This window comes from Frankia sp. AgB1.9 (assembly GCF_016786355.1).
Lineage (GTDB): Bacteria > Actinomycetota > Actinomycetes > Frankiales > Frankiaceae > Pseudofrankia.
In genome coordinates, this window is record NZ_JADWYX010000054.1 from 35,059 (window position 1) to 59,477 (window position 24,419).

Here is a 24,419-nt window from a genome sequence, read left to right on the forward strand (position 1 = left end):
TCCTCACGATTGGGGTAATCCGGGCACGAGCGACGCGGCCTGCGCCTCGATGCGGACGGTGGCGGGCTCGCACCCCTCGGCGGTGACCGACACGGTGATCGCGCCGGGCCCGGTCGGCCGGATGACGGCCAGGGCCCGGCCGTCGAAGGTCGTGCGAGCGGTGTCGAAGAAGTTCTCCGTCGGCCGGGGATCGGCGCTGCCGAAGCCGAGCAGCGAACCGGGCCCGGCCACGGCCACCGATACGGGACGGTCCGCGGTGTTGAACAGGTGGCCCGACGCGTCGACCAGGGTCACGGTGACGTACGCGAGATCCGCGTCGTCGGCGGCGATCAGGCCCCGGTCGACGGCGACGTGCAGGCGGGCCTCACCTGCCGCCGAACGCAGCGAGGTACGGCCGGTCTCCGCGCCATCGGTGTAGGCGACGGCGACGATCTCGCCCGCCTCGTAGACGGTGTCGAAGGTGGCGGTGAACCGGTTCTTCTCCCCCGCCGGTGCCCGGCCGATCGACTGTCCGTTGACGAGGAGCTCGACCTCGTCGCCGGCCGCGTAGACGTCCACCCGGATCGGGCGGTTCTCGTGGCCCGACCAGCTCCAGCTGGAGATCGAGTCGCTCCACGACCACGGCATCGCCACCCGGACCGGCTGGCCGTGGCGGTCGGGCCGGTGTACCGCGAGGTAGGGCTCGGCCCGCAGCCCGAACACGATCTCCCGGTAGTAGGACGCGGGCCGCCGGTGGCCGGTGATGTCGACGTCGCCGCACCAGGCCGCCAGCCAGGGAAAACCTCCCTGGTGGTTGAGGGCGCCCGTCGATTCGACGTCGCCCTCGTAGCTGATCCGGCCTGTTCCCGGTTCGCCGAGATAGTCCCAGCCGGTCCAGGTGAAGTCGCCGATCACGTGGCTGTGGTCGGTGACCAGCCGCCAGTTCTTGTCGATGTCCGACGGGTAGGTCTCGGTACCGAGGATCACCCGGTTCGGGAACAGGGCCCGGTCCATCTCGTACCGGGAGTCCAGATAGTTGTAGCCGGCGACGTCCAGGTAGGCCATCGCCTCCGCGGTCTTCGTGCCCACGATCTCAAAGGTCATGAGAATGGGCAGGAACTCCCGGAAGCGGGTCATCGCGTCATTGACGTCGCCGCCCTGTTCCGCCCCGTCGTCCGCGCCGGACCGTGCTTTGTCGCCCAGGGAGGCGAACAGGTCCGGTCCGGTCGCCAGCAACGCGTTCACGGCGTTGGTGACCAACCGGGTGTCGTCCAGCGCCCGCACCTTCTCCGCGATCGTGCGGCCGAGCGCGGCGCCGGCCGGCGTGCCGACCTCGGGAATCTCGTTGCCGATCGAGTAGAGGATGACGCTGGGATGGTTGAAGTCCTTCGCGACCATCGCCTCGACGTCGGACTCCCACCACTCGGCGAAGTCGACCGAATAGTCGAGCCCCACCTTCGACCGGGTCCACGCGTCGAACAGCTCGTCGACGACGAGGACGCCCAGCTCGTCGCACGCGTCGAGCAGTGCCTTGCTGGCCGGGTTGTGGGAGCTGCGGATCGCGTTGAATCCGGCCTGTCTGAGGATCTCCACTCGGCGGCGCTCGGCCCGGTCCACCGTCGCGGCGCCGATCACCCCGTTGTCGTGGTGGATGCAGGCGCCGCGCAGCTTGACCGTGGTCCCGTTGATCCGCAGGCCGCGGACCGGGTCCACGCTCACCGTGCGGATCCCGAACCGGCTGGTCTCCGTGTCCAGAACCTCGTCCCCCGCGGCCACCGAGGTCCGGCAGGAGTACAAGGTGGGGCTGTCGACATCCCACAGCCGCGGCCGGGTGACCGCCAGGCGCTGGCGCAGCACCGCCGGCTCGCCGGCGTGGACCGTCACCGGGGCGACGCTCCTCGCGACCACCGCGCCGTCGGCGTCCACGATCTCGGTGGTGACCTCGACGGTGCGGCCGGCGGCCGACACGTTCCGGATCTCGGTGGCCACCGAGACCACCGCCAGCTCGGCGTCGATCTCCGGGGTCGTGATCCGCACCCCGTCGGCCGCTACGTGGACGAGCCCGCCCACGATCAGCTTGACGTTCCGGTAGATCCCACCGCCGGAGTACCAGCGGGTGTCCTCCTGGCTGCGCGCCTCGACCCGGATCTCGTTGTCCGCGCCATACCTGAGGAAACGGTCGAGCTGGACGTGGAAATTGGTGTAGCCGTTCGCGCACCAGCCCGCGAAATCACCGTTCACAAAGACCCGGGCGTAGCGGTATACCCCTTCGAACTCGACCAGGACCCGTTGGTCACGGTAGCTTTCCGGGACGAAGAAGGTCTTCCGGTACTCGTAGGCCCCGGCCGGAAAGTACCCGCGCTGGCTCGAGGTCGCGTCGGACCCGTCGCGTTCCTGCGCCACCATCGCGTCATGCGGCAGCGTGACCGGCTCCCAGGGCGCGTCGGCCCGGCCAAGAATGTCCAGGAAAGCATCAGCCTTGGGGCGGAAAAGCCAGCCCTCGTTGAAGGAACGACGAATCACCGGCTCTCCTGTCGCGGTGGTAGGGATGTAGGTTCGGCCCGGCGCACTATCACGTGCTAGCACGCTGGACGGAAGCTACCATCGCCGACTAGCGCGCGCAAGCGTCCGTAGGCGGACGAAGAGACCGGTGCGAGACCGACCCGCTCGTCCGGTCTGCGTGGCCGAGGCGACAGGCCGATCGGGCCGCCTCCGACCGACGTGGGCTGGGAGTCGTCGCCGGGTCCGGATCGCACCGGCGGGAGGCGGCAGGCTGTCCGGATGATAAATATGGTGTCCAGTCAGCAGACAGCGACGAGGCGGAGGTGTGCGATGCCCAGGTCGACCTCCGCACGTCCGCCGGCTGACGATCGGCCAGCGGATCCGGACGCATCGGCGGATGACACCGCGGCGCCAGCCGACGCACGCCCTGCTCGCAAAGGCGGTCTACGAGCCGCTCAGCGCGCGTTCACCCGTGCCAGGTTCATCGACTCGGCCGTCCTGGAGTTCGCCGAGCGGGGCTACGCGCGGACCACGGTCGACGACATCGTCTCCCGCGCCGGCGCCACCCGGGCCACGTTCTACCTGCACTTCCGCACGAAGGCGGACATCCTCGTCGAGCTGAACGAGCGGACCCTGGCCATCTTCGACGGCATGTTCGGCGAGCTGGGGACCATCGCGCGCGATCCCACGCCGGCCGCCATGCAGGGCTGGTTCCACCGGCAGGTGGAGGTCTGGCCGCGGGCTCGTCATCTCGTCGCGCCGCTGTGGGACGGCGCGGCCATCGACCAGGACATCCGCGTCGTGGTCGAGCAGGGCTACGAGCAGCAGGTCCGCATTCTTTCGGAGGCGCTGCTCGCGGCGCGCGAGGACCTGCGGCCGGACGACGCCGAGCTCACCGCCGACATCCTGCTCACGACGCTGCGGCGCTTCTTCGAACGCTACGTCCGGGGCCAGCTCGAGGACCCCGAGCGGATGATCGCCGTGCTGACCTCCGCCTGGATCTCCGTGATCCGAGACGCGGGCTCGCAGCACGCGTAGCCGCCACCGTGGCGGTCTGACTTCCCGCTTGGCGACGGCCGACCCAAGGTCCACCGTCGCGCCAGCCTTGCTCTAGAGCTGCCTTCCCAACCGACCGCACCCGTCCGAGGGATCACGGATCCCCGCTCGGACGGGTGGCTTCGGCGACCCCTGCGGCCGATGTCGTCGCGCCCGGTGACGCCCCGGGGGTCCATGTCCCGCGCGCCGACGGTCTGACCGGCAACGCGACAGTGCAGGCATTGACTGGACACTCCATCTATTTTATCGTCGCGACACCTCGCTGGCCCACATGGAGGAGACGCAGGTGGTGGACGTGCAACGCCGCCCCGCCCGGCGGCGTGACGCCCGAGCCAGCACCTGATTCGAGATAGCCGGCGACGCCGACGGCGTGCGGCCTCAGCAACAACGAAAGCTACGGAGACACGATGATTCGGAAGCGAACCAGCTGGTTAGCCGGCGTCACCTGCGCCGCCGCGATGCTCTTAGCCGCCGGCTGCGGCGGCTCGTCCCAGCCGAGTGGCGCGGCCTCGACCGCGGGAGCCGCGAACAAGACGATCACCGTCGGCGTGCTGACCGACGTCACGGGACCGGCGGCGTCGGGCAACAAGACCTTCGTCGAGGGCGTCAAGGCCGGGACGGTCTACGCCTCCCGCAACGGCTACACGATCAAGTACGTCGTCGCGGACACGGCGTCCAACCCGACGACCGCGCTGACGGCCGCGCAGAAGCTCGTCACCCAGGACCACGTGCTCGCCGTCCTCGGCGAGTCGGCGCTGATGTTCACCGCGTCGAACTACCTGACCGCGCACAACGTCCCGGTCATCGGCATCAGCCAGGACGGTCCCGAGTGGGCCGCGAGCAAGAACATGTTCTCGGTGACCGGCCCGCTGCAGCAGACGAAGGTCGCCACGACGTACGGCAAGATCTTCAAGCTGCTGGGCGTCTCCAACCTGGCCGCGCTGGGCTACGGGTCCTCGCCGGTGTCCTCGGAGGCCGCCGGCTCGGGAGCCCTCTCGGCGGAGGTGGCCGGGCTCAAGGTCGGGTACCTGAACGCCAAGTTCGCGTTCGGCAGCACCAATGTCGGGCCCGAGGTGCTGGCGATGAAGTCCGCCGGGATCGACGGCCTGTACCCGACGGTCGACCCGGACACGGCCTTCGCGCTGATCAGCGGCCTGCGCGACCAGGGCGTGAGCCTCAAGGCGGCGCTGCTGCCCACCGGCTACGGCGGTGACCTGCTCCAGGCCGGCCAGGGCGCGCTCAACGAGGCGCAGGGGGTCTACTTCACCCTCTACTACGAGCCCATCGAGATGCAGACGGCCGCGACCAAGGCCTTCGAGTCCGACCTGAAGGCCGGCGGCGTCACCACCGCGGCCACCTACGCCTCGTACAACGGCTATGTGTCCACCGGCCTGCTCGTCCGCGCGCTGAAGGCGGCCGGCGCGAACCCGTCCCAGTCGTCGCTGATCACCGCCCTGTCCGGCATCCACGACTGGGACGCCATGGGCCTGTTCGGCGGCCACAAGGTCGACATCAACGACCGCGAGAACATCGTCGGCGGCGCCAACAACTGCAGCTGGATCACGAAGCTTGAGGGATCGACCTTCAAGCTGGTCCCGGGCGCCACCCCCATGTGCGGAGATCTGGTCCCCGGCAAGACGGTCGCCGCGGCCTCCTGACCGCCCCCAAGCCGAGATCGGGCCGGCGAGCCTGCCGCGCGCGCGTGTCGCGCGCCTCGCCGGCCCGATCTCGGCGGCGCAGCAACCCCCTTCTTCACCCACGTTGCGTAGCAGTAGGGAGCAGTCAGTGAGCGAGCCCAGGGAGCAACCCGCCGGCGTCGTCGCCATCTCCGGCGCGGGAACCGGAATCGGGCAGGCGACGGCGCAGAAATTCGGCGAGTTAGGTTGGCGCGTCGTCGTCGGCGGTCGCCGGGCCGAGAAGCTCGCCGAGACGGTGGCGCTCGTAGAGAAGGCCGGCGGCGAGTGCCTCGCGCACCCGCTCGACGTCACCGACGCGGAGTCCGTGGACGGTTTCTTCGACGCGGCCGAGGACAGGTTCGGGACTGTCACCGCGGTCATCAACAACGCGGCCACGGGCCGCTATGGACCGCTGGAGAGCTTTTCTCCCGAGCAGATCCACACCGAGATCACGACGAAGCTCGTCGGCGGGCTCTACATGGCCCGCCGGGGTGTCCGCGCGCTGCTCGCGGCCGAGAAGCCCGGCGACATCCTTTTCATCACGTCGTTGAGCGCGGGCACGCAGTGGCTGCACCACCTGCCGTACGCCGCGGCGAACGCGGGGGTGGAGCATGCCGCCCGCATCCTGCGCTTGGAGCTCGAGGGCACCGGAATCCGGGTCACGGCGCTGCGCTGTGGCGACACTCTGGGCACGGACTTCAACACCGTCGAGGACGCGAGCGGCCGGGCGATGCCCGCCTTCGAGCTGTGGTTCCGCCGGGGCCTGCTGCGGCACGGCGGCACGATGACGCCCGACATGGTCGCCGACGCGATGGTCGCCGCGATCACCCTGCCGCGCGGATACCAGTACGAGAACCTCACCGTCATTCCCACCGCCCCCACGGGCGAGCTGCCGCGCACGTTCGAGGCCTGGGGAGCGGACGTGATGAGCCGCTACGGCGCCTCCTGACCACACCTGACAGCGTGACGAAACCCCAGCGACGAAGGGACGTCCAGGAATGGCGCAAGGCGAGCGCAGGATGCTCATCGACGGCGAGCTCACCCTCGCCGCCTCGGGAAAGACGTTCGCGAACATCAACCCGGCCACCGAGGAAGTCCTCGGCGATGTCGCCGACGCGGCGGCAGGCGACATGCACCGCGCGATCGACGCGGCCCGGCGGGCTTTCGACGAGACCGACTGGTCGACCAACCACCGTTTCCGCACGCGGTGTCTGGAGCAGCTTCAGGAGGCCCTGGAGACGGAACGTGAGGCCCTCCGGGAGGAGCTGATCCTGGAGGCCGGCGCGCCCCGGATGTTGACCCAGGGCCCGCAGCTGGACGATCCGCTGGCGGACTCGATCCGCTGGCCGGCCAAGTACATCGACGAGTTCGCCTGGACGGCCGAACTCCCCGAGGCCACCGACCCCATGGGCCAGCCCGGCACCCGGCAGGTCTGGAAGGAGGCCGTCGGCGTCGTCGGAGCGATCACGCCGTGGAACTTCCCGTTCGAGGTGATCCTCAACAAGCTGGGCCAGGCGCTGGCGACCGGAAACACCGTCGTCCTCAAGCCGGCGCCCGACACACCCTGGAACGCGACCCGACTCGGCCGGCTCGTCGCCGAACGAACGGACATTCCCGCCGGCGTCCTGAACGTGGTGACGTCGTCCGACCATCTCGTCGGTGAGGAGCTGACGCTCTCCCCGAAGGTCGACCTCATCTCGTTCACCGGCTCGACCGCGGTCGGCAAGCGCATCGCCGAGAAGGGCGCGGCGACGATGAAGCGGCTGTTCCTGGAGCTCGGCGGCAAGTCCGCCACGATCTTCCTGGACGACGCCGACCTGTCGTCGGCGGCGATGGCCGGCCTGACCGTCTGCTTCCACGCCGGCCAGGGCTGCGCCATCCCCACCAGGCTGCTGCTGCCCAGGTCGCGTTACGACGAGGGCGTCGAGATCGTGGCGGCGGCCCTGGCGAACGTGCCCTACGGCGACCCGCAGCGCCCCGACGTCCTGATGGGCCCGCTGGTCTCGGCGAAACAGCGCGACCGGGTGCAAGGGCTCATCCGCACCGGCGTCGACGAGGGCGCCACGCTGGCGCTCGGCGGTGGCCGCCCCGACCACCTGCCCAGGGGCTGGTACGTCGAGCCGACGCTGTTCACGGACGTCGACAACACGATGGCGATCGCGCAGGAGGAGATCTTCGGGCCGGTCCTCGTCGTGATTCCGTTCGAGGACGACGACGACGCGGTCCGCATCGCCAACGAGAGCAGGTACGGGCTCGCCGGAGCGGTGACCTCCGGCTCGCTCGAACGGTCCCTGAACGTCGCCCGGCGGATCCGGGCCGGCGCCGTGAACGTCAACGGCGGCTACGCGTTCGGCCCCGACGTTCCGTTCGGCGGCTACAAGCACAGCGGCCTGGGCCGCCAGAACGGCGCGTACGGATTCGAGCAGTACCTGGAGACCAAGGCCGTCGCGTGGCCGAAGGCGTGAACGAGAAGGCAGGTCCGGTGACAGTCACCAGCGACAGCGACGTGTACTACGACCCGTTCGACTTCGAGATCGACAGCGACCCCTACCCGGTCTGGCGGCGGTTACGGGACGAGAAGCCGCTGTACTACAACGAGCGGCACGAGTTCTTCGCCCTGAGCCGCTATGAGGACGTCTCGCCGGCTCTTACCGACTGGGAGACGTACCAGTCCGGCAGGGGTTCCGTCCTTGAGATCATCAAGGCCAACATCGAGGTTCCCCCGGGCGTCATCCTCTTCGAGGACCCGCCGCGCCACGACCTGCACCGCGCGCTGCTCGCCCGCGTCTTCACGCCGAAGAAGATGCTCGCCCTGGAATCGAAGGTCCGCGAGTTCACCGCGCGGTGCCTGGACCCCCTCGTGGGGTCCGGTGAGCTGGACTTCGTCCGGCAGCTGGGTGCCGAGATGCCGATGCGCACCATCGGCTTCCTGCTCGGCATTCCGGAAAGCGACCAGGAGGCCATCCGCGACCAGCTCGACAAGGGCCTGAACCTGGAGTCGTCCGAGGAGTTCTACCAGGACGGGTTCATGGACGGCTCGATGTTCGCCGACTACATCGACTGGCGCGCGAACAACCCGTCCGACGACCTGATGACCGAACTGCTCGCCGCCGAGTTCACCGACGAGACCGGGACCGTGCGAAGGCTGTCCCGCGAGGAGGTCCTCACCTACGTCACGCTGCTTTCCGGCGCGGGGAACGAGACGACCACTCGCCTGATCGGCTGGACCGGCAAGCTGCTCGCCGAGCACCCGGACCAGCGCCGGGAGCTCGCGGCGGACCGGTCGCTGGTCCCGAACGCCGTCGAGGAGATCCTGCGGTACGAGGCGCCCTCGCCGATCCAGGCCCGGTACGTGGCGCGCGACGTCGAGCTCTACGGCGAGACCGTTCCGGCCGGCAGCGTCATGACCCTTCTCAACGCGTCCGCGAACCGCGACGACCGGCACTTCCCCGACGCCGACCGGTTCGACATCCACCGCAGGATCGACCGTCACCTGAGCTTCGGCTATGGCATCCATTTCTGCCTCGGTGCGGCGCTCGCCCGGCTGGAGGGCCGGGTGGCGCTCGACGAGATCCTGAAGCGGTGGACCGACTGGGAGATCGACTGGGCCCACGCGAAACTCGCCCACACCTCGACCACCCGCGGCTGGGACCGCCTGCCGGCCACGGTGAGCAAATGACCGCGATCCTGCACGGTGTCCGCATTCTCGAGGTCGCCGAGCACACCTTCGTCCCGGCCGCGTCCGCCGTGCTCGCCGACCTCGGCGCGGACGTGATCAAGATCGAGCACGTAGAACGCGGTGACGCGATGCGCGGCCTGGCGTCCACCGGGATGATGGCGACCACGGGCTCCGTCCACGCGCTGCTCGAACACTCCAACCGTGGAAAGCGCAGCCTGGGCCTCGACCTGACATCGGCCGACGGCCAGGAGATCCTCTACAAGCTGGCAGCGGCCTCGGACGTGTTCCTGACCAACAAGCTGCCCCGGGTCCGCGCGAAGCTCCGCTTCGACGTCGACCAGATCCGGAAGGCCAACCCGAAAATCATCTATGTCTCCGGGACGGGGCAGGGAGAACGCGGGCCGGACGCCGACAAGGGGTCCTACGACTCGCTCGCGTTCTGGGCCCGCTCCGGCACCGCCCTGGGTGTCAGGCGGCCCGAGTACGACCTCGTGCCGAACCCGCCCGGCCCCGGCTACGGCGACTCGCTCGGCGGTATGACCATCGCCGGCGGCATCATGGGGGCGCTTTTCCACCGGGAACGCACCGGCGAGCCGACGACCGTCGACATCTCCCTGCTCGGGACCGGGCTGTGGGCGATGGGCCAGGCCATCGCGCTGTCGCTGCTGATGAAGACACCGTGGACGGTGCCACCCGCGGACCAGATCACCAACAATCCGCTGGTCCGGACGTACGAGACCCAGGACGGCCGCCAGCTCATGCTCACCTGCCTGCAGGCCGGCGCGTACTGGGCGCCGCTCTGCGAGATCATCGGCAGGCCCGAGCTCACGGCCGACCCGCGCTTCGCCAGCCACGAGGCACTGATCACCCACACGACCGAGGCCGTCGCGATTCTCGAGCAGGTCTTCGCAGAGGCGACCCTCGACCAGTGGCGCCAGCGCCTGGAGCCGTTCACCGGCCAATGGGCGGCCGTCCAGCACACGCTGGAGGCGGCCGAGGATCCGCAGACCGTCGCGAACGGCTACCTGCAGGAATGCCAGGCCGCGGACGGCACGCCGTTCCATCTTGTGGCCGTGCCCGTGCAGTACGACAGCCAGCCGGCGGTCCCGCGCCGCGCACCGGAGTTCAACGAGCACGGCGAGGAGATCCTCACCGGCCTCGGCCTGGACTGGGACGCCATCGTGGACCTGAAGGTGCGCGGGGTCGTCGCCTGACGGAACCGCCCGGCGGAGTGATCGCTGTTTTGGCCCTCACGTGGTCGTGAATCGGGCCTTCTCGCGACCATTCGAGGGCCAAAACGGCGATCATGGGCGAGGTTCGGAACGGGCAGGCGGCCGGAGGCTGCGCTCGATCAGGCCCCGGAGGTCGGTTTCAGGCCGATGTCACAGCGGTATCGAGACGCCGCCGCTGCTCGCGCTGTCGTGCAGCTGGAGGTTCTTCAGCGTCCTTCCCGTCGGGATGTCGAAGACCAGGCGGCCGTGGACCGATGAGCCAGGGCCCACCTGCTGCCAGATCGTGTCGTCGATCAGGTAGAAACGGGCGAGGTAGTCGGCCGAGTGGAGACCGCCCGCCGAGTCGTAGGCGTACTGGCTGGTGCTCTCCAGCTGGCGCGCCGTCGAGCCCGTGTTGCGGACCGTCATGGTCACGAGGCAGAACTGGCCGCCCGGGCGCAGGGCCAGAAAGCCTGGTCCGAGTTGTTCGACGCCGCACTCGACGTCGTCGACCACAAACCGCAGCGACCCGTCCCGAAAACCGCCCGCGGTCGGCGAGACGCTCGGAGCGGCACTGCGGGTCGGTGACGCGGTCGACGTCGACGCGTCGGTAGACACGGCGGGCGTCGAAGCGCCGGTTGCCGCTGGCGGCGGCGCCTCGCCGCGCAACGCCGTCACCGACCAGATCGTCAGGAGTGCGGCCAGCAGCAGACCCACGGCGAGTACAGCGGGCCGCCAGGATCTGGGTCCGCCGAACCTCCGTCGAACGGCCTTCGTCGACGGCGGAGTCGGCAGAGTCGGTGGCGGGCTCGGCGGGCTCTCGGCAAGACCGAGCGCCTGGGCGACCGGCGCGGTCCTCCCGGCGCCCGGCTGGCGTTCGACCAGGTCCAGCAGCAGCTCCCGCGCCGCCGGGCGGCTCGCCGGATCCTTCGACAGAGCAGCGCGAACGAGGTCCGCCAGCTCGCGGGGAAGCCCCACCAGATCCGCGTCGAGACCGGTGATCCGGTGCGCGAGATCGGGGTCGGTCTCACCGCCGAACGGGTGGCGCCCGGTGCCCGCGTAGGCGACGAGCATTCCCCAGGCGAAGACGTCGGTCGCCGGCCCGATGGGCTGGCCGGTCAGCTGCTCGGGCGCCATCCAGCCCGCCGAGCCGAATCCCCAGCCGGTCGGCCGCGCGAACGCACCGTCCAGCACCTGAGCGATCCCGAAGTCGATGACCCGAGGACCGGACAGCGAGAGAATCACATTGCCCGGCTTGAGATCCCGGTGCACCAGCCCGGCCCGGTGGATGGCGACCAACGCGGTCGCCACCCCGATAGCAAGGCCGGTAAGCGTGGACGAGCCGAGCGCTCCCCTGCTCGCGACGGCCTCGTCCAGCCGCTCGCCGGCGATGAACTCGGTCACCATGTACGGCGCGGCGGCCTCCGGGTCGGCGTCGAGAACCTCGGCCGTGCAGAAGGGCGCGACGCTGCGCGCCGCGTCGACCTCCTGCCGGAACCGGCGCCGGAACTCCTGGTCGCTGGCGAGGTCGGCCCGAATAACCTTCACCGCGACCGGGCGGCCGCCGGGACCCTGCGCGAAATAGACCGTGCCCATACCGCCCGCGCCCAGCCTGCCGAGGAGGACGTAGGGTCCGACGGAGGTCGGCTCATACGGCGCCAGCGGCTCGCCCGCGGTGAACGAGGGAGCTGTCGCCGAACCCACGCCCGTCAGGCTCCCCCGCTGCCCGGTCGTATCGCTGTCCGCGATCATCGTGCGCCGCTCACCCCACCTTCGTCAGCGCCCGGTTCGTCGGCGCGTCCCGCTTCGCTCGTAATCTCCTCCGAAGGGTGGATCTCCGCATTCGCCTGACGCCGTCAACTGCCGCTACCACGGCAGCGGTACTCCGCCCGTTCGGCCACTACACCGGTGGTACTGACCGACCCGGCGATGGCGAGACCCGACGGGGCAACTGGAGTCCCGTGGTGTGTGCCGCCGGGCTCTAGGGCGCGCTGGCCAGCGCGCCAGCCAGCTCCGCCCGCGCCTTGGGGTGGGCGACGTGGCTGACAATCGCTTCGGCCTGCTGGCGGTGGCTGGCTCCCCATAGCGGGGCTGTCCCGTGCTCGCTGACGACGTAGCTGTGTTGAAAGCTCGTAGTAGGTTCCGCCAGCGCGGGCACCACCGTCGACGTGTCCGACTTCGCATGCCAGCTCGGCAGCGCGATCACCGCGCATCCGCGTGGAGCATGCAGCGATCCCGCGACGAAGTCCGGCTGTCCTCCGAAGCCTGACCAGACACGCCCGCGGACGTAGGAGGCGTTGGCCTGGGCGTGCAGGTCGACCTGCAACGCGGTGTTGATCGACGTCATGCCGGGCTGCCGCGCGATCATGGCGGGATCGTTGACCGTTTCCGTGCGGAGCATCCGGACGCGCGGGTTGCGGTGTAGCCAGCTGTAAAGCTCCTGTGAGCCCAGGACGAAGCTGGTGACGAGGTTGCTCGTTGCCGCCAGAGCGCCCGACCGCTCCAGGCCGAGCACGCCGTCCGAGAAGGTCTCGGTCCACACTCGCAGGCCGCGGCGACCGGTCAGCGCCGCCGCCGTGGCGTTGGGAACCGCGCCGATTCCCAACTGCACGGTGGCACCGTCGTGCACGAGGCCGGCGACGCGTTCCCCGCGGGCGCTCGTGGTGGCGTCCGGCCGCGCGGCCGGAGGGCTCGGCAGCGGAAGGTCGACCTCGATGGCGACGTCGACCGCGTCGACCGGCAGCTCGCCGTCACCCAGGGTGTAGGGCATGCGGGCGTTCACCTGCGCGACGACTATCCCGCCGGCTCTGCGTGCCGCTTCGATCGCGGCCGGCAGGATGTTGACCTCCGTGCCGAGCGACACCTTCCCCTCGACCGGCGGGCTGGTGTGTACGACGACCACGTCCGGCCGGTACGGCCCGGCCAGCAGCCGAGGTACCAGACTCAGCCGGGCAGGCACGTATTCCAGGTCCGGCTGGCCGCGCATGCCCGGTCCTACGAACGGCGTCACCGGGATGACCCCGGACCGGGCTGGCAGTCCCGGCTGACCGTTGAGCACGAACAGCCGGTAGGACGGCACGACGGCGTCGACTGCTCCCAGGGCGACCGTCGGAGTCGCCCAGTTGCCCGAGGCAACCACGACCGGCAGCCGGCCGCCCGCCCTGCCTGCCAGAGACGAGGCGACGACGGCACCGAGGGCGGAATGGGCGACCATGCGCATGTCCGTCATCGTCACCGACGGGCGAAAGTCCGCGCCCGGAGGGTGCTTTGGGCTGCGACCGCAGCAGGTCGTGCCGCGGTCGCCGCCGATGAGGTGTTCGAGGACATCCGCCACAGGCCGACGCCGGGTTGGCCTCATCGGCGGGACGGAGGAGTCAGGGGGTGCCGGCGTCGACCACCGCGAGCGACCCGATGCCCTCGGCCACGACGCGCTCGTCGGTTTCGGAACGGACGGGGACCTTCTCGGGGCGCACAACGGCGACGTCGCTGGCCGCGTGCAGGACGCACTGGTGGCTCACGGAGCCGAGCAACAGCCGCGCGAAACCGCCGTGCCCTCGGGTGCCCACGACGAGTAGCTGGGCCTCGCGCGCCTCCCGGGTCAGGGCGCGCACCGCCGAGTCGGGCGAGACGACGGTGTCGACCGTGACGTCCGGCGCCCCCGCCAGGCCCTGCTTGACCGCCTGGTCGAGGATGCCGGCCGCCTGGCGGGCCAGGGCGCCCTGCGCGTCGACGAGCACCTCGGCGTACATCGGGTCGTAGCCACCCCAGGCATTCACCACCCGCAGTGGCACGCCGCGGATCGCCGCGGCGTGTGCCGCCCAGCGCAGCGCGGCCAGCGAGAGATCCGACCCGTCGATACCGACGACGACCGGACGGCCGTCGGGCTCGACGGCCGCGGCGCGGGAGCGGACGACGACGACGGGAACCGGCGCGTGGTGCACGATGCCCTGGCTGACGGAGCCGGCGGTCAGCCGGTGGACGGGGCCGTGGCCGCGTTCGCCGACGACCAGCAGGTCATAGTTCCGGGCCGCCGCCGTCACCGCCGGCACCGGGTCGCCCCGGACGACGAGCCGGCGCAGCTCGATCCCGGCCGTCGGCGCGTCAACCCGCTTGATGCTGCGCTCCAGCATCTCCCCGGCTGCCTCGGCGAGCCCGTCCCGGTCAGCTCGCGTCGCCGCGTCCAGCACTCCGGCGGGCAGGCCGTCGCCGCTCCAGGCCAGCAGCGCCGTCACCGTCGGCGCCGGGCTCCCTGCCGCGCCGGAGGCCCACAGCCCCGCCTCCCGAAGCGCCCACCGCAACGCGGCCTCAGAGCCGGCAGATCCGTCGACCCCGACGAGAATGCGCACCGAGCTGTCCATGTCCCACACTCCAGGTCCGTCCGGTATCCGCCGTTTCTCTCGTCGTCGCCTCGACGCGGGGACGCGGCGTCGTCGATCGCGGCTGCCGTCGACAGCTAACGGAGATCGACTCGGTATGAATGTCCCACCGCGGCCAGTCGGTGAACCTCTGTCACCCGGCCACCCGTGACGGAGCGTTCGTCCCGCCCACCAGGGGTCCGATCGGCCCGAGCGAGCGGTGACTCCCGGCCTTCTCCTAGATTCTTCCCAGGGAATTCCCAGCTTCCGCCGCCATCGTCGGTGTCATGAGCGCCAGCCGGGTCCCGCCGGACGAGACGATGACGCCTTCCGGGAGAACGACGACGTCCGGGCCGACCCGCGGTCGGTCGGCCGATCGGTCGCCGACGATGCCCTCGCCGACGATGCCCTCACCGACGATGCCGAGCCAACGTGTCGACGCCGCGGCGGCGACCAGGCCGTCGCGACGGCCGGAAGGTCGTCCAGCCCTGGGCGGGACCGGCGGGGCGCCGTCGGTCTGGGTTGCCCGGCGGTCGGCGGGCTGGCGAGGGCGGCTCGCGGTGCGGGCGGGACTCGTGGCCTGGGGGCTTGTCGTCGTGGCGCTGTGGTGGACGGGCACCGCGGCGAGCAGCGTGCACGGCGGCGCCGCGATCCTGACCGACCTCGGCCGGGTCTGCGGCCTGCTCGCGGCCTATCTGATGCTGGTCGAGCTGCTGCTCATGGCGCGCGTGCCAGTTCTTGAACGGGCCGTCGGGCTGGACCGGCTGGCCGGCTGGCACCGGGGCCTGGGAACGAACATCGTCGTGCTGATGGTCAGCCACGTGCTGTTGATCGTCTGGGGCTACGGGCTGACGGACCATCACCAGCCGGTCTCCGAGCTGGTCACCGTCCTCACGACCTACCCGGACATGTGGAAGGCGACGATCGGCACCCTGCTCTTCGTCGCCGTCGGGGTGGCCAGCGCCCGGCGCCTGCGCCCACGTGTCTCCTACGAGGTCTGGTACCTGCTCCACCTGACGGTGTACGCATCGGTCCTGTTGGTTTATGGCCACCAGACGGCGAACGGCGCGGAGTTCGTCGGTCATCCGGTGAACCGCACGCTGTGGCAGCTCATGTACGTCGCGGTCGCGGCCTGCCTGGTGATCTGGCGGCTCGCCCTGCCACTCGCCAAGATCGCCCGCCACGGGATGCGGGTGGAGCGGGTGGTCGAGGAGGCGCCCGGCGTCGTCTCGGTCTGGATTCGGGGGCGGCACCTGGACCGGCTGGGAGTCCAGTCGGGCCAGTTCCTGCTCTGGCGGTTCCTCGCGCCGGGCCACTGGCTGACGGCCCATCCGTATTCCCTGTCCGCCCCGCCGCGGGCGCGCCAGGTACGGATCACGGTCAAGGCTGCCGGCGACCATTCCGCCTCGATCGCCCAGCTTCGCCCTGGCACGTTTGTCGTCGCCGAGGGTCCGTTCGGCCATTTCACCGCCGAGCGGGCGACTCGCGGCAAGGCGCTTCTCATCGCCGGCGGCAGCGGGATCGGGCCGGTGCGGGCGCTCGCCGAGGAACTCGCCGCCCGTGGCGACGACGTCATCGTCGTCCACCGGGCGCGTGACGTACGGGACCTCGCGCTCTGGCCCGAGCTCAGGAAGATGGCCCAGGAACGACGCCTGCTCGTGCACGGCGTCGTCGGCTCCCGGAAGGACCTCGGCTACGACCCTCTTGCCGCCGATCTGGTCGAGGCGTCGGTGCCCGACGTCATCGAACGGGACGTCTTCATCTGCGGCCCGGCCGGTCTGACCCGGGGACTGGTCCGCTCGCTTCGGCTTCTCGGCCTGCCGGACGAGCAGATCCACACGGAGGACTTCTCCCTTCGGTGACAACCGCCCTCCTGGAATCTCGTTCGTGCCCGTCGCTGTCGGCTGGTCGGATCGATCTTCTTCATCTGTCGGAAGGAGGTGAGCGGCGCCTCATGCCGGCCACCAATGGCCGGACCTGACGCCGCGACCTCGTATGAACCTCAACGCCGGGAAGGCCCACCGGGCTCGCCTTGGTCTTGCCAGTCTGCTGGGTGCCGTCGTCGTGGTCGTGGCGGGAAAGGCCGCGGCAGGGCACGGCGAGCAGAGCGCCGCGGCGGTCTCCATGCCGGCCGCCACGACGCGGGCGGGGCAACCGGCGCCGAGCGGCAGCCCGAGTCCCGTCGCAGCGGCCACCACGGGTCCGACGTCCACGTCCGCCAGCACCGCCACGCCCGCAGCAGGGTCGGCCACGATGAGCGCGTCGTCCGGCGCGGGCTCCTCGGGATCGGCCGGCAAGCGGACGGTCGTCGGAGACGTGGAGGACACCCGATATGGAGCGGTGCAGGTCGAGCTGGTGCTCTCCGGGCGGACCATCACCGATGTCATCGCCCTACAGGTGCCGAACCGGGAAAGGCGCGACATCGAGATCAACGACCAGGCGGTGCCGATCCTGCGCCAGGAGGTGCTCTCCGCGCAGAGCGCCAAGATCGACGCCGTGTCCGGTGCCTCCTTCACCAGCAGCGGGTACGCGTGGTCGGTGCAGTCCGCCATCGACAAGGCCGGGCTCTAGCCGTGAGCGGCCACCCGACAGCGGGGCCCGTCGACGAGGAGCGGCTGGGCCTGGTCCGAGCCGAGCCCGTGATGGGGACGCTCGTCAGCATCGACGTCCGCTTCCCGGTGGGGCCGGCGTCCTCGGGCCGGACCTGGGCACGGGTGCGAGGGCCGGCCGCCGTGGACGTGGCCATGGCGGCCGCGGTCGGCGCGCTGCACCGGGCGGACGAGGACTTCAGCACCTTCAAGCCGACGTCCTGGGTGTCGAGGCTTCGGCGCGACGAGATCAGCCTCGACGACTGCCCGAGGCAGGTCCAGGAGGTGTTTCGGCTCGCTGCCACCTGCCGGGACCGGACCAGCGGCTACTTCGACCCTGGGTGGCGCGCCGACGGCACGCTCGATCCGACGGGCCTCGTCAAGGGCTGGGCCGCGGACACGGCGTCAGCCGCGCTGACGGCTGCCGGCCTGACGACCCACTGCGTCAACGCGGCGGGCGACCTCCGGGTCCGGGGGCGGCCGGGCCCGAGGAGACCGTGGCGAGTCGGCATCGCGGACCCCCTCCACCGCGGGCGGTTCGTGGCCGTCGTCGAAGGAACGGAGCTGGCCGTCGCCACGTCCGGCACCGCGGAGCAGGGAGATCACATCGTGAACCCGCGCACCGGCGCGGCCGCTTCGGGTCTCGCCTCGGTCACCGTCGTGGGGCCGGACCTGGCTGTGGCCGACGCCTACGCCACCGCGGCCGTCGCCGCGGGGAGGGACGCGACGGGCCTGCTCAGGGACCTTGCCCGCGACGGATGGGAGTGGCTTGCCGTCGAGGACTCGGGGAAGCTGACCTACTCGGCCGGCTTCAGGCGGCACGCGGACGGCCTCGTCGTGGCCAGCTTCGCCGAGGCCCCCGCTGAGCACCGCCCGTCGTCAGGTGCGGGAGCGACACTGGGCAGGTGATGGCGCGGGTGACGGACATTTCGCCGACCACTCCGGCTTCGCCGGGGGACGCGGCGGACGAGCGAGCACGGGTTCTGGTCGTCGACGACGAGGAGGCCATCACCGATCTTGTCGCGATGGCCCTTCGATATGAGGGATTCAAGGTGGACACCGTGCAGTCGGGCCAGGCCGCGTTGACCAAGGTCGCGCTCGCTCCGCCGGACCTTCTGGTACTCGACGTCATGCTCGCCGACATTGACGGCTTCGCGGTCTGCGAGCGGCTGCGGAGTGCCGGCCATGACGTTCCGACGTTGTTTCTCACCGCTCGTGACACCACCCAGGACAAGGTCCGGGGTCTGACGCTCGGTGGCGACGACTACGTGACCAAGCCGTTCGCCGTGTCCGAGCTGGTCGCGCGGGTCCGTGCCATCCTTCGGCGGACCGGAACCGGGGCGGTCTGCGACGAAGGTCCGGCTCCGCTGCGTTTCGCCGACCTGGAGCTCGACCCACGAACGCGGGAGGTCCGTCGAGCGGGACGGATGATCGAGCTGACCGTCACCGAATACCGCCTGCTCCATTACCTGATGACCAATGCACGCACCGTGCTGACCCGGGCCCAGCTCCTCGACCACGTCTGGGGCCACGACTTCGGCGGCGACGGCGGCGTCCTGGAGACCTACATCAGCTATCTACGCCGCAAGACCGACAACGTCGACCCGCCGTTGATCCACACCGTGCGCGGGGTCGGCTACGTGCTCCGCCTGCCGCGCTGAGCTGGGACAACCGTCGTGTCGCTGCGTGCTCGCCTGCTCCTGGCCCTGATCGGGCTGCTCGCGGTTGGCCTGTCCCTGGGAGCCGTCGGCACGCACGACGCGCTGAGGTCGTACCTGATGGGCCGGCTGGACCAGCAGGTGCGCGACGCCCATCCGGTGATGGAACAGACGCTGCTGCGCGGTACGCCGTACGGCGACAATGACGGTCCCAGCCGCGGCACCAGCTCGAATGGTCATTCGGACGCCGACGACCAGAACCCGCGGTTCGGTAGCTCCTACCTCGTGGGGACCTACGGCGCGCTGTATGACCACGCAGGACACCGGCTGCTTGAATCCAGCCCTGGACCGGGCGGTGAACACACGCCGACCGAGCGGCCGCTCGTCACGGCGGGTCAGCTCGCCACCGCCGAGGTTCACCCGAATCTGGCGACCGTCGCGCTGTGGACCGTTCCGGCGGCCGACGGCCAGGACGACCGCTTCCGGGTGCTGGCCGAACGCTTCACCAGCGGAGACGTGCTTGTCGTCGCGGTCCCCTTCACGGAGATGGACGCCACGCTGGATCGGGTCGCCAGAATCGAGATCATCGCGAGCTCCGTCATCATGGCGGCCCTGGCGGCAGTGGCCTACGTCATCATCAGGCTGGGGCTGCGACCGCTCACTCGTATCGAGCAGACAGCGGACGAGATCGCCTGGGGCGACCTGACGAAGCGGGTCACCGATACGAACCGGCGCACCGAGGTCGGGCGGCTGGGCCTGGCCTTCAACGCGATGCTCAGCCAGATCGAGGCCGCCTTCCGGGCGCGGGAGGCCTCCGAGCAGCACCTGCGCCGCTTCGTCGCGGACGCCAGCCATGAGCTGCGCACCCCGCTGACCTCGATCCGCGGCTACGCCGAGATGTTCCACCGTGGCGCCGCCAACCGGCCCGAGGATCTGGCCATGGTGATGCGCCGCATCGAGGGCGAGTCCGCGCGCATGTCCGAACTGGTCGACGATCTGCTGCTGCTGGCGCGGCTGGACCAGGGGCCGGCGACCGAACGGGAGCCCGTCGACCTCGCGGCGATGGTTCGCGATGTCGTCACTGACGCCCGGGCGGTCGCCCCGAACCGCTCTGTCCTGGTGGACATCCCACCGTTCCTGGAGATCACGGGCGATCGGAGTGGGCTGCGCCAGGCGATCGGCAACCTCGTCCGCAACGCGCTCGTGCACACGCCGGCGGACACGCCCGTCTCCGTAGCGATCATCACCGTCGAGCCTGCCCGGCAGCCCGTGAGGACCACGTCGGCGGACCAGACCGCCACCGCCGCGGACCCCGGACCGACGGCAGCGGGCGGCAACCATCCGGACGCGTCGACCGCCGGTCTCGGCGAGGTCGTCATCGCGGTCATCGATCATGGCCCCGGAATCCCGCAGGAGGCCGCGGACCACGTCTTCGAACGCTTCTACCGGGCCGACGCGGGGCGATCCCGCGATGCCGGTGGCTCCGGGCTGGGCCTGTCCATCGTCGCCGCCGTCGCCGCCGCCCATGGCGGCAGCGTGGCCCACGAACCGACGCCCGGCGGGGGCGCGACCTTCCGCCTGACCGTCCCACGCGGCTGACCGGCCACGTTCCCTGGCGCTGCTGGGTCGCGGCCGGGATTTCACTCAGCGGAATTCAGCTCTTCCCGATCGAAGCTGATCGCTTCTAGGCTCCGCGGACGCCCGGACCTCTCTGGTCCGTCGCGGACGGCACGCCTGAGGAGCCCGCCATGCCGAAGACCAGGCCCGCGGCCACGGCCGCGCAGTCCCGGCGCCGCTCCCGAGGCCAGCGGCTCCTCGACAGCCTGACCCACGGCCGATTAAAGGGGCCACAAGCGGTCACGACCGACTACCGCGTCACCAGCGAACTGCGAATCCCGATGCGGGACGGTGTCGTGCTGCTGGCCGACCACCTCGCGCCCGTCGGCACGAGCCGCGGCACCGTCCTCGTCCGTGGCCCGTATGGCTTCGGCGCCGTGGTGACCGCCCTGACCGGTGGGCTCTACGCGTCGCGCGGCTTCGACGTGCTGCTGGTCCGCTGCCGGGGCACGTTCGGGTCCGGCGGCACGTTCGACCCGATGATCACGGAGATCGACGACGCGGCCGACACGGTCGCCTGGCTGCGGGAGCAGCCCTGGTTCGGCGGCCGGTTCGCGACCGCGGGCGGCTCCTACCTCGGCTTCACCCAGTGGGCGCTGCTCATGGACCCGCCCCCGGAGCTCGCGGCCGCCCTGATCCAGGTCGCGCCGCACGACTTCAGCCGGGTGGCGTACCTGGGCGGCGCCTTCACCCTGTTCGACTTCCTGAGCTGGAGCGACAGCGTCGCGCACCAGGAGGAGAAGGGCTACGTCACGTCGCTGCGACGGCGGGCGACGGCGGACCGGCGGGCGACCGAGGCGGTGGCTCGGCTCCCGGTGGCGAGCTGCTCGGACGAGATCTGCGACGGACGTGCGCCCTGGTTCCAGGACTGGGCGGCCCGCCGCGACCTGGACGACCCGTTCTGGGCTCCGATGCGGCTGTCCGCCGCCCTCGACCGCGTCCAGGTACCCGTGCTGCTGCAGACCGGCTGGCAGGACATGTTCCTCCAGCAGACCATCGAGCAGTACGAGCATCTGCGTCGCCGGGGCCTCGACGTCGCGCTCACCGTCGGGCCGTGGACGCACCTCGGGATCGCGACCCGCGGCTCCCGGATCGTGCAGCCCGAGTCCCTCGACTGGCTGGCCGAGCACCTCGCCAAGGACGCCCCGCGCGGCCGGCCGCAGCCGGTACACGTCGTCACCACCGGAAGCGGGCAGTGGCGCGACCTGCCCGCCTGGCCGCCGCCCGCGCGGGACCACGTCCTGTACCCCCAGCCCGACGGGAGCCTCGGCAGCCACGCGGCCGGCGACGGCGCCACGGCGTCGTTCACCTACGATCCGGCGGACCCGACGCCGACCCGCGGCGGCCGGGGCAGCTCGCCTCGCTCCGCCGGCTACCAGGACGACACCGAGCTCGGCCGGCGCGCCGACGTGCTCACCTTCACCGGTCCCGCCCTGACCGAGCCGCTGGCGGTGGCGGGCCTTCCGGTCGTCGAGCTGACGCACGCCTGCGACAATCCGCACGCGGACCTGTTCGTCCGGGTGAGCGAGGTCGACCGCAAGGGCCGCTCGCGCAACGTCAGCGACGGGTTCGTCCGGCTCTCCCCCGGCGAGACGACCGGAACGGTTCGCGTGACGCTCGACCCGATGGACCATCGGTTCGCCGCGGGCAGCCGCATTCGACTTCTCGTCGCGGGTGGGTCCTTCCCACATTGGGAACGCAATCTCGGCACCGAAGCCGACCCGGCCACGAGCATCGCCCTTCGACCGTCACCGCGCGTCGTCCAGCTCGGCGGCTCCCGGCTCGTCCTCCCGGTCCCCAGCGCCTGACCATCGTCAGGCGCGGACGCCCAACGCCTGATGACGACCGCTGGTCTCGGATACGCCTTGCCTGTCAGAAAAACGACTCCGGCCCGCGTTCGGCGGTGACGCGCCCGCCTGGCAGACCGGCGTGATAGTTGTCTACCGGGCCAGCAATACGGCCTTAGACACCCCAACCAAGGTGTCCATTCCCTTGGCGCCGAGAGGCGACCTGCCCCCTTCAGGGCGGGCCGTTTCTGTCTTCGAAAGAAGTGGAATAAATGACACTAACCTCGAAGGATCTGCCGAACAGCGGCCAGACCATCCACTATCGGTTTCAGTACGACGATTCGCTCCAGGGCGGGCTCGAACCGGCACGGACGAAGGAGGTCGTGGACGCCTGCGAACGCGACTTCGACCAGCTGAGCAAGTGGTTCCGCGACATCGAGCTCGACGTCATCACACCGATACCGGTCAACGTCACCCAGAACGACGGCGGCGCGGGCTGGAGCCTCTCCGGCAAGGATCTTACCATCACCATAAAACCCGGCGGGGGTGACTCCACGCTGATCCGTTACCTTCTGGTATCGGAGATGGTCGAGCAGTTCATGCGAGCTCAACAGCGGGGCTGGTTCGGGTCAGACACCGAAGGGAGTGAAGGCGAGGGGCTCTCCCGCTTCCTCGCCGCCCAGTTCCTGGCCACCAACAGCCTCGGAGATACGCCGGATGGCTACAGCAACAGCAATGTGTGGCTGGCAGGCGCCCGCGCCGATTTTGTGAACCACATCAGCGGCTCGGACGACGGACCCGACGAGGTGACCGGTTGCAGCCTGCTTTTCATCTACTATCTCTTCTCCCAGCTCGGCTTCACCGTCGAGGCCATCGTCGCGGCCGGGGCTCCGACCCTCGGTGGGGTCTACCGGAACCTCACCGGCGACACGGCTGATCCTTTTCCGGCTTTCAAGAACCTGATCGACACCTACTTCCCCGGTACCTCGACCATCACCGGCGGGAATCTCGACAACCCATTTCCGCTGAGGGCGCTGCGCTCGACGGCTACCGCGTTGAGCACGGGTCCTGGCGAAACGAGCCTCTATGTGACGGGACTACCCACCGCCGACGACGGCGCAGGCAACCACGGCAGCCAGGTCTGGACCAAATTCTTCCCCGACCCCAACCGGCCAGGCCAGTGGACAGACTGGTTCGCACTCGGACCCAACGTCTTCCCACCCAGCTCCACCGTCACCGCACTAAGCACAGGCCCCGGCGAAACAAGCCTCTACGTCATGGGACTACCCACCGCCGACGATCACGCAGGCAACCACGGCAGCCAGGTCTGGACCAAATTCTTCCCCGACCCCAACCGGCCAGGCCAGTGGACAGACTGGCTCGCACTCGGCCCCAACGTGTTCCCACCCGGATAACGCGACTCCGACGCACCGCCGGGAACCGTGATCCGGCCGCGACCAGGACGACCTCCGGGGCACCGTCGCTGTCCGCGAGGACATAACCACCCGGACGGCTACGCCGCCGCGGCGTAGCCGTCCGGGGCCGCGGCCCGGGACGCGCAGGTTCTCGCGCGAGCGGATCAGCCCGGCTGGCTGGTCGGTGCGTCCGCACGAACGGTCCGCCGGGCCGGGCAGCCGGGGTGGGCGGGCGCCGTCAGTGCGGGTGTCGGTTCGAGAGGCCGGGCGTCGGCGCGTTCGCCTCGTCGCAGTCAGGCCGCCACGGCGGCCCCGATGGCGGACGTGTGGTCGGCTGTCAGCACCTGGGTCAGCGCCTCAACCGGCTTTGACGTCGCGCGGTCAGCGACCGCGCGCCACGTGACGGGTTGACCGCGCGCCGCCCGCGCACCCAGCAGGCGGTGACCGGCTGATGACTGGTCTGCCCACCGAGTGTCGGACGTTGTCGGGATACTGGTCCCATGGTCGACCAGGACGAACCTGGTGGGCGGGTTGCCGGTGGCCCTGGCGCGCAGAACCCGTCCTCCGAGCCCGCGCCGTTCGCGCATCTCAGCGCGCCCAACGCCACGTTGTATCGGGACGTGCTGACCGCCTTCGTCCGTGCGCGCGACCGCTTCATCGTCCATCTGCGCCCCGAGGACGTCAGCGCGGACGTCCAGGGCGCCGTCTCGGCCGAGTCGATGCCGGGTGTGCTCGACCAGCTCGCCGAGTGGGGCAACCTGCGTGGGGGGGGGGGGGGCGGGGGGGGGGGGGCCCGGGGGGCCCCCGGGGGGGGGGCCCCCGGGGCCGGTGTAGGGAACCTGGTAGATCGACCCGGAGAACTCGAGCCGCTCCTTCCCGGCCAGGGCCTTGCGCAG

The 24,419-nt window shown here is 70.5% G+C and carries 18 protein-coding genes; 14 read left to right on the forward strand and 4 right to left on the reverse strand.

Annotated elements, in window-relative coordinates; genetic code table 11:
- Positions 1-3 precede the first annotated feature (3 nt).
- Positions 4-2,502 (reverse strand): glycoside hydrolase family 2 TIM barrel-domain containing protein, encoded by a 2,499-nt coding sequence (locus I6A60_RS21875; protein ID WP_203024572.1) that lies wholly within the window; start codon positions 2,500-2,502, stop codon positions 4-6.
- Between the two features lie 309 nt (positions 2,503-2,811).
- On the opposite strand from I6A60_RS21875, the gene I6A60_RS21880 reads away from it, so the two are divergent.
- From I6A60_RS21880 to I6A60_RS21905, 6 genes are all read left to right on the forward strand, one after another.
- Positions 2,812-3,519, forward strand: a complete 708-nt coding sequence (locus tag I6A60_RS21880) for a TetR/AcrR family transcriptional regulator (protein WP_203024571.1) — start codon at positions 2,812-2,814, stop codon at positions 3,517-3,519.
- Between the two features lie 425 nt (positions 3,520-3,944).
- Positions 3,945-5,195 carry an ABC transporter substrate-binding protein gene (locus tag I6A60_RS21885; protein WP_203042667.1) on the forward strand — a complete coding sequence of 417 codons (1,251 nt, stop codon included), beginning with the start codon at positions 3,945-3,947 and terminating at the stop codon, positions 5,193-5,195.
- Between the two features lie 127 nt (positions 5,196-5,322).
- A complete protein-coding gene (locus I6A60_RS21890; protein ID WP_203014376.1) occupies positions 5,323-6,162 on the forward strand; it encodes an SDR family oxidoreductase in 840 nt (279 codons plus the stop codon).
- A 49-nt stretch (positions 6,163-6,211) separates the two neighbouring features.
- The gene (locus I6A60_RS21895; protein WP_203014374.1) at positions 6,212-7,678 is read left to right on the forward strand and encodes an aldehyde dehydrogenase family protein; all 1,467 of its coding nucleotides are present in this window, start codon (positions 6,212-6,214) and stop codon (positions 7,676-7,678) included.
- A 17-nt stretch (positions 7,679-7,695) separates the two neighbouring features.
- Positions 7,696-8,892, forward strand: a complete 1,197-nt coding sequence (locus tag I6A60_RS21900) for a cytochrome P450 (RefSeq protein ID WP_203014372.1) — start codon at positions 7,696-7,698, stop codon at positions 8,890-8,892.
- Positions 8,889-10,106, forward strand: a complete 1,218-nt coding sequence (locus I6A60_RS21905; RefSeq protein ID WP_203014370.1) for a CaiB/BaiF CoA-transferase family protein — start codon at positions 8,889-8,891, stop codon at positions 10,104-10,106. Before I6A60_RS21900 ends, I6A60_RS21905 begins: the two co-directional genes overlap by 4 nt.
- A gap of 168 nt (positions 10,107-10,274) precedes the next feature.
- On the opposite strand, the gene I6A60_RS21910 is transcribed toward I6A60_RS21905, so the two are convergent.
- From I6A60_RS21910 to I6A60_RS21920, 3 genes are all read right to left on the reverse strand, one after another.
- The gene (locus tag I6A60_RS21910; protein WP_203014368.1) at positions 10,275-11,855 is read right to left on the reverse strand and encodes a serine/threonine-protein kinase; all 1,581 of its coding nucleotides are present in this window, start codon (positions 11,853-11,855) and stop codon (positions 10,275-10,277) included.
- 229 nt (positions 11,856-12,084) lie between these two features.
- Entirely contained in the window at positions 12,085-13,323 is a 1,239-nt protein-coding gene (locus I6A60_RS21915) for an acetyl-CoA hydrolase/transferase family protein (protein ID WP_203055676.1), read from the reverse strand.
- Between the two features lie 154 nt (positions 13,324-13,477).
- Positions 13,478-14,461, reverse strand: coding sequence for a universal stress protein (locus I6A60_RS21920; protein WP_203014362.1), 984 nt, complete (start codon positions 14,459-14,461; stop codon positions 13,478-13,480).
- Positions 14,462-14,877: 416 nt separating this feature from the next.
- On the opposite strand from I6A60_RS21920, the gene I6A60_RS21925 reads away from it, so the two are divergent.
- The 8 genes from I6A60_RS21925 to I6A60_RS21960 form a co-directional block, all read left to right on the forward strand.
- Positions 14,878-16,320 (forward strand): ferric reductase-like transmembrane domain-containing protein, encoded by a 1,443-nt coding sequence (locus I6A60_RS21925; protein WP_203014359.1) that lies wholly within the window; start codon positions 14,878-14,880, stop codon positions 16,318-16,320.
- A gap of 391 nt (positions 16,321-16,711) precedes the next feature.
- Complete coding sequence (locus tag I6A60_RS41910) at positions 16,712-17,029, forward strand: FMN-binding protein (protein ID WP_238435944.1); 318 nt, start codon at positions 16,712-16,714, stop codon at positions 17,027-17,029.
- A 71-nt stretch (positions 17,030-17,100) separates the two neighbouring features.
- A complete protein-coding gene (locus I6A60_RS21935; protein ID WP_203014381.1) occupies positions 17,101-17,955 on the forward strand; it encodes an FAD:protein FMN transferase in 855 nt (284 codons plus the stop codon).
- Positions 17,955-18,707 (forward strand): response regulator transcription factor, encoded by a 753-nt coding sequence (locus I6A60_RS21940; protein ID WP_203014353.1) that lies wholly within the window; start codon positions 17,955-17,957, stop codon positions 18,705-18,707. Before I6A60_RS21935 ends, I6A60_RS21940 begins: the two co-directional genes overlap by 1 nt.
- A gap of 15 nt (positions 18,708-18,722) precedes the next feature.
- Positions 18,723-20,303: a cell wall metabolism sensor histidine kinase WalK gene (locus I6A60_RS21945; protein ID WP_203014350.1), complete on the forward strand. Its 1,581-nt coding sequence runs from the start codon at positions 18,723-18,725 to the stop codon at positions 20,301-20,303.
- Positions 20,304-20,452: 149 nt separating this feature from the next.
- Positions 20,453-22,129 (forward strand): CocE/NonD family hydrolase, encoded by a 1,677-nt coding sequence (locus I6A60_RS21950; protein WP_203014347.1) that lies wholly within the window; start codon positions 20,453-20,455, stop codon positions 22,127-22,129.
- Positions 22,130-22,380: 251 nt separating this feature from the next.
- Complete coding sequence (locus I6A60_RS21955) at positions 22,381-23,523, forward strand: hypothetical protein (RefSeq protein ID WP_203014337.1); 1,143 nt, start codon at positions 22,381-22,383, stop codon at positions 23,521-23,523.
- 500 nt (positions 23,524-24,023) lie between these two features.
- On the forward strand, positions 24,024-24,419 hold a 396-nt coding region (locus I6A60_RS21960; protein WP_203055677.1), incomplete at its 3' end, for a DUF2397 family protein.

Bases quoted from the DNA above. Each gene is read 5' to 3' on its own strand.
- I6A60_RS21880 (WP_203024571.1), top strand. From the start codon at position 2,812: ATGCCCAGGTCGACCTCCGCACGTCCGCCGGCTGACGATCGGCCAGCG.
- I6A60_RS21885 (WP_203042667.1), top strand. From the start codon at position 3,945: ATGATTCGGAAGCGAACCAGCTGGTTAGCCGGCGTCACCTGCGCCGCC.
- I6A60_RS21895 (WP_203014374.1), top strand. From the start codon at position 6,212: ATGGCGCAAGGCGAGCGCAGGATGCTCATCGACGGCGAGCTCACCCTC.
- I6A60_RS21905 (WP_203014370.1), top strand. From the start codon at position 8,889: ATGACCGCGATCCTGCACGGTGTCCGCATTCTCGAGGTCGCCGAGCAC.
- I6A60_RS21910 (WP_203014368.1), bottom strand. From the start codon at position 11,855: ATGATCGCGGACAGCGATACGACCGGGCAGCGGGGGAGCCTGACGGGC.
- I6A60_RS21915 (WP_203055676.1), bottom strand. From the start codon at position 13,323: ATGCGCATGGTCGCCCATTCCGCCCTCGGTGCCGTCGTCGCCTCGTCT.
- I6A60_RS21920 (WP_203014362.1), bottom strand. From the start codon at position 14,461: ATGGACAGCTCGGTGCGCATTCTCGTCGGGGTCGACGGATCTGCCGGC.
- I6A60_RS21925 (WP_203014359.1), top strand. From the start codon at position 14,878: ATGCCGAGCCAACGTGTCGACGCCGCGGCGGCGACCAGGCCGTCGCGA.
- I6A60_RS41910 (WP_238435944.1), top strand. From the start codon at position 16,712: ATGAGCGCGTCGTCCGGCGCGGGCTCCTCGGGATCGGCCGGCAAGCGG.
- I6A60_RS21935 (WP_203014381.1), top strand. From the start codon at position 17,101: ATGGGGACGCTCGTCAGCATCGACGTCCGCTTCCCGGTGGGGCCGGCG.
- I6A60_RS21940 (WP_203014353.1), top strand. From the start codon at position 17,955: ATGGCGCGGGTGACGGACATTTCGCCGACCACTCCGGCTTCGCCGGGG.
- I6A60_RS21950 (WP_203014347.1), top strand. From the start codon at position 20,453: ATGCCGAAGACCAGGCCCGCGGCCACGGCCGCGCAGTCCCGGCGCCGC.
- I6A60_RS21955 (WP_203014337.1), top strand. From the start codon at position 22,381: ATGACACTAACCTCGAAGGATCTGCCGAACAGCGGCCAGACCATCCAC.